Here is a 5798-nt window from a genome sequence, read left to right as displayed (position 1 = left end):
CGTCGGCCCAGGTGCTGTGGCGCAGGAAGCCTTCGAAGTCGCCGTACTTGTCGGCCTGCCCGTCGATGACGTAGCGCTTGACCAGCGCATCCAGGTTGTTGTCCAGCAGCTTCTCGAAATAGCCCTTCATCGAATGGTCGTCGGGCGTGATATAGGCCGCGTCGCTCATGTCGCGCCACGTCCAGGCGCGGCTGCGGACCTGGTCGAAATCGACGAAGCCCTGTTCCTGGCCCCGGTAGTGCGGCGCGAACGACGCGACGCTGTAGGCCGTCTGGGCCATCAGCTCGTCCAGATGATATTGCGAGCCGGTGACCAGATAGGGCAGGTAGCTGAGGGCGGGCTGGTGGGCGGTGTCGATGGCCCAGCCGGCCGGCTTGCCGTCGGAGAAGCCGTTGGTCAGCCCGTCGTCGCCGAACTGCGGCCAGTTGGTCCGTCCGTCCATCCACAGGTTGGGGTGGTCGTCGATCCGCAGGTAGTCTCCGGTCGCCTCGTCGCGGTAGTGCCACGGGATGCTGCCGGCGGCGTCGGCATTGGCGAGCATGGTCTTCTGCGCCTGCTCGTCCTGGCTTGCCAGATAGCGGGCGTTCCAGATCGGCATGATGCCGAGGTCGCCGCGCCCGCCGACCTGCGACATGTCCCTGGCGATCATGGCGCTGCCCATGGGATCTGTATCGGCCCCGGACGGCAGGGCCACGCTGCCGGGGGAAACGCCCATGGAGCTGTCGATGTCGACCACGGCGCCGGTCGACTTCATGTAATCGACGTCCTGGGCGACATGGATGTCGGGCCGGTTCCCGGACCAGACTTCCTCGTGCCAGCGGCTGTTGCGGAAGTGCTCGATGCCGTCCTTGGCATAGGCCGTCTTGCCGTGGTCCAGGACCTCGATGTCGTAGTCGTAGAAGTTCTGGAGACCGCCCTGGTACGACGATTCGACGCCCATGACGACGTCGGTGCGGACCGATCCGTCCTTGAAGGCCCGGATGTCCAGGGTCACGTCGAGATGGTCGTTGAGCGCCGTGACCACGCGGTATTCGGAGGCGAGCGGTCCGCTCATCCAGGTCTTCAGCGTGCCGTCGCCGGCGGCTTTGGCCAGTTCGGCGGCGGCATCGACCTTGAAGCGGGTGACCGAGCCGTCGGAGTTCTTCAGGTCGACGTTGACGTCGACGTCGTAGCCCCTGGCGATGATGTCGTCCGGCCGGATCGCAGCACCGTCCGGTCCGCCGCCGGCCTTCCTGAGCATGGCGCCGGCGGTTTCTCCCGCCGCCAGGCCGGGCTGGTCGATGGTCAGGATGGCGTGCCGGACCGAGCCGTCCGGATGGGTCGCCTTGACGTCCATCTGCACCGGCACGTCGCGTCCGCCGATCACGGCCGTCAGGTGCTGGCCGGCGCCCAGGTCGCCCGGGCGGAAGACATGGCCGAAGGTGACTTCTCCCGGTCCCTGCGCGCTGTCCGTATTGTTCTGAAGCTGCACCGCCACGATCTCGCCCGGCCCCGAGGCCGAGGGCAGGTCGGGCGCCTGGAGCACGCCGCCGGGAGCGGAAACCTTGACGATCGCCGGCGGCGGCGTCGTGGCGGCAGCCGGAACGGGCGCGCTCGCCGGTGCGGCGGCGCCGGTTTCGGGGACAGCGGCCGTTTCGGACAGGGAAATGGTTGCCATTGTGCTGATACCGGGGTTCTCTTGGTTTGAAGCCGTCCGTCACTGACCGGCGGTCTGGACGAAAACATCGTCTGATCTTTTCGGAGCATAAAATAAGCACAATCCAAGTCTGCCCTTGGACAGTGAACACAAGTTCACATCCAGTAACGACCTGTGTGCTGACCTTGCCTTACTCCGGGATTGAGTTCTTCTTGGTGCTCGGCAGCATCTTCCGTCTCAGGTGACCGACAAATTCTTTATCGATGCAATTTGCGGAAAGTGCCAGTGACACTATCGTGGTCCGAAGAGTGACCAAATTGGGATATGTGTCACAGTCCACTGAATTCTTTGTCCATTTTTCGCGGTGCAGCAAGATAGTGTATGGCGCCCCGGTGGACCGGTGGTTACAGTTTTCACGACGCGATCCTTACCGACGCGATCCTTACCGACGTGACCGAGGCGGCTGAGAAGAGGCGGTTAATCATGCGGGTCATGAACCAGGCCGAAGTGCCCGAGAAGGACTTCCCACTCCGCGACGACATCAGGCTGCTGGGGCGCATCCTGGGCGACACGATCCGCGAACAGGAAGGCGAAGAGGTCTTCGGCCTTGTCGAAAGCGTCCGCCAGACATCGATCCGGTTCCATCGCGACGACGACGCGGTTGCGCGGCAGGAGCTGGAAAGCCTGCTGAACGGCATGACGCCGCGCCAGACCACCCGCATCGTCCGGGCCTTCTCCTACTTCTCCCATCTGGCGAACATCGCCGAGGACCAGCACCATATCCGGCGCACCCGCGCGCACGATCTGGCGGGATCGGCCCCACGTCCCGGAACGATCGGCCACGCCCTGAACCGCGCCTTCGAGGCAGGCATCCCGGCGGACCGGCTGCGCGCCTTCTTCGCGGAAGCGCTGATCTGCCCTGTCCTGACCGCCCATCCGACGGAAGTCAGGCGCAAGAGCTCGCTCAACCGCGAACTGGATCTGGCGCATCTGCTGGCGGCGCGCGAGCACGGCCGGATGACCCCGGACGAGGAAGCCGCCTGCGACGAGGCGATGCGGCGGGCCGTGGTGACCCTGTGGCAGACCAGCCTGCTGCGCTGGACCAAGCGCACGGTGATCGACGAGGTCCAGAACGGCGCGTCGTTCTACGACCAGACCTTCCTGCGCGAGCTGCCGCGCTTCTACGCGCTGCTGGAGGACCGGCTGGCCGCCGACCCGTCCTGGCAGGGTGCGGAGGTTCCGCCCTTCCTGCGCATGGGAAGCTGGATCGGCGGCGACCGCGACGGCAATCCCTTCGTCCAGGCCGACATCGTGGCCCAGGCGCTGAAGATCCAGGGCACCCACGCGCTGAGCTTCTACCTGGAGGAGCTTCATGCGCTGGGCGGAGAGCTGTCGCTGAACCGGCGGAACGTGCCGTTCTCCGACGCCCTGCGGGAACTGGCGGACCGCTCGCCCGACCGTTCGCCCAACCGGCAGGACGAGCCGTACCGCCGCGCGATCACCGGCATCTACGCCCGGCTGGCCGCGACCGCGCGCGGCTTGGGGCATGCCGAAGTGCTGCGTCACGCGGTCGGCGAGGCGCCGCCCTACGCCGAGGCCGCCGAGCTGAAGGCCGAACTGGACGTCATCCACGACAGCCTGATGAAGAATGGCTCCGCCATCCTGGCGCGAGGCCGGCTGCGCTACCTGCGCCATGCGGTGGCGGTGTTCGGCTTCCATCTGGCCGGGCTCGACCTTCGCCAGAATTCCGACGTCCACGAGCGGACGGTGGCCGACCTGCTGGAGGCGGCGGCGCCGGGCACGGCGTACCGCGAGCTGGACGAGGACGCGCGGATAGAATTGCTGCTGACGGAATTGAAGACGGCGCGGCCGCTGGTTTCCCAGTTCGTCGATTATTCGGAGGAGACGCTGTCCGAACTGGCGATCCTGCGGACGGCGGCGGAGGCGCACCGGCGCTACGGGGCGGCTTCGGTCCCGAACAGCGTCATCTCCAAGGCGGACGGCGTGTCCGACATCCTGGAAGTGGCGCTCCTGCTGAAGGAGGTCGGGCTGCTCCGGCCGCCGGGCGGCGTGCTGGCGGTCAACATCGTCCCGCTGTTCGAAACCATCGACGACCTGCGCAACTCGACCGGCATCATGGACCGGCTGCTGGGGATACCGGAGTACCGGCGGTTCCTGGAAAGCCGTGGAAATGTCCAGGAAGTCATGCTGGGCTATTCGGACAGCAACAAGGACGGCGGATTCGTCACCTCCGGCTGGGAGCTTTACAAGGCGGAGATCGGGCTGGTCGACGTGTTCCGCCGGCATGGGATCAGGCTGCGCCTGTTCCACGGCCGCGGCGGCTCGGTCGGCCGGGGCGGAGGTCCCAGCTATCAGGCGATCCTGGCGCAGCCGGGCGGGGCGGTGCAGGGACAGATCCGCATCACCGAGCAGGGCGAGACGATTTCCGGCAAGTATTCCAACGCCGAGGTCGGACGGCGCAACCTGGAAACGCTGGCTGCCGCGACCCTGGAAGCGACGCTGCTTCAGCCGGACAGGGCGGCGCCGCGCGAAGACTATCTGGCGACGATGGAGGAGCTGTCGGCGCATGCCTTCGGGGCATACCGCGATCTGGTCTACGGGACGGAGGGGTTCGAGAACTACTTCTGGGAGTCCACGGTCATCACCGAGATCGCCGGCCTGAACATCGGCAGCCGGCCGTCATCCCGCAAGAAGACGCGCAGCATCGAGGACCTGCGGGCGATCCCCTGGGTGTTCAGCTGGGCGCAGTGCCGCCTGATGCTGCCGGGCTGGTACGGCTTCGGCTCGGCGATCCAGGCCTATCTGGCGGACCATCCCGACGACGGGATGGATACGTTGAAGGCCATGTACAAGGACTGGCCGTTCTTCCAGACGCTGCTGTCCAACATGGACATGGTGCTGGCCAAGAGCAACATCGCCATCGCGTCGCGGTACGCGGAGCTGGTGACCGACGTGGATCTTCGTCACAGGGTGTTCAACCGCATCCGGGCGGAGTGGCAGGCCTCGGTCGACGCCCTGCTGACGATCACGGGGCAGGAGGTCCTGCTGGAAAGCAATCCGCTGCTGGCGCGGTCGATCCGCAACCGCTTCCCCTACCTGGACCCGCTGAACCACGTCCAGGTGGAACTGCTGAAGCGCCACCGGACCATTGCGGCGGAGGAATACGTGCTGCGGGGGATTCAGTTGACGATCAACGGCATCGCGGCGGGGTTGCGGAACAGCGGGTGAGGGCATCGGGATAGGGGCAGGGGGGCATCCTTGCCTTCTATTGCAGGGTGCCGTTGTTGCTGGAGAGGGAGGCGGAGGTCACGTTCCTGTTGTTCGGCAGGACCGATATCCGGGTGAAGGTCATCTTGCTGGTTCCGGGATCCGTGTTGATCGCCACCATGCCCATGTCGATGTCGCTGAAATAGATGATCGTCGATATGCAGCCGTTCAGAAAGCCGCCGCCGTGGAACAGGTTGTCTCTCCGTATCTTCAGCATCAGGAGGTTGGTGAGGGAGCAGTTCTTGCCAAGCACCTCCGTCCCGATCAGCTTCAGGATCTCCTTCAGCTTATCGTTCTTGCCCCGCTGGCTCGCCTCGATGAATTCCCGGTTGGAGGCGACGTGATCGAAGAAGAAATTGTAGACGGCGCCGAAATCCTCCGCCTTGACGAGCATCGTCTTCAGCTCGTCGAGTTTCGCTTTGTACCCGCTCATGATGGCCTTCAGGGAACTGGGGTGTCGCCGGTCGCATCGCCGATACTTCGCTGAAAGCCGGAGCGGATGCAATGCATGCCGTTGTGTTGCGGCGGCGTTGCGGCGGAAAGCCGCGATCCGGTGAGGTGGCGTGCAGCTCCATCCGCCGGGCAGGTCCCGCTCGACGCATTCATCTCCGGTAAGGACGAAAGGACGGGTGCGGAGACCCGGTGATTTGCTCGATGAGAGTCCGGAGGCGGTCTTGGAAGCATGCCGCCGGACGCGGGGGCAACATCTTCAATCCCGGTTTTGGAGACGCCGATCCGACACGGTTTGCTCCGATGCGGCTCCCTGCCGCCATTCAGAATTTCGCCCCCGCCTCCTTGAAGCGGCGCGCCAGCTCAAGCCTGCCCCGGCAGAGGCGGCTCATCAGCGTGCCGACGGGGATGCGGAGGACGGTTG

The 5798-nt window shown here is 65.5% G+C and carries 3 protein-coding genes; 1 reads left to right on the top strand and 2 read right to left on the bottom strand.

What is annotated here, in order from left to right:
* On the bottom strand, nt 1–1657 hold a 1657-nt coding region (locus AC5JJ6_RS38315; protein WP_496047071.1), incomplete at its 3' end, for a hypothetical protein.
* A gap of 462 nt (nt 1658–2119) precedes the next feature.
* Between AC5JJ6_RS38315 and ppc the strand changes: the two genes are divergently transcribed.
* Nucleotides 2120–4885 (top strand): phosphoenolpyruvate carboxylase, encoded by a 2766-nt coding sequence (gene ppc / locus AC5JJ6_RS38310; RefSeq protein ID WP_496047070.1) that lies wholly within the window; start codon nt 2120–2122, stop codon nt 4883–4885.
* A gap of 37 nt (nt 4886–4922) precedes the next feature.
* On the opposite strand, the gene AC5JJ6_RS38305 is transcribed toward ppc, so the two are convergent.
* The gene (locus tag AC5JJ6_RS38305; RefSeq protein ID WP_496047069.1) at nt 4923–5357 is read right to left on the bottom strand and encodes a hypothetical protein; all 435 of its coding nucleotides are present in this window, start codon (nt 5355–5357) and stop codon (nt 4923–4925) included.
* Nucleotides 5358–5798 lie beyond the last annotated feature (441 nt).

It is taken from the genome of Skermanella sp., assembly GCF_059503625.1.
This window is presented reverse-complemented; position numbering and strand designations above follow the sequence as displayed.

Coding starts and splice junctions, on each gene's coding strand:
- ppc (WP_496047070.1), top strand. CDS start 2,120: ATGCGGGTCATGAACCAGGCCGAAGTGCCCGAGAAGGACTTCCCACTC.
- AC5JJ6_RS38305 (WP_496047069.1), bottom strand. CDS start 5,357: ATGAGCGGGTACAAAGCGAAACTCGACGAGCTGAAGACGATGCTCGTC.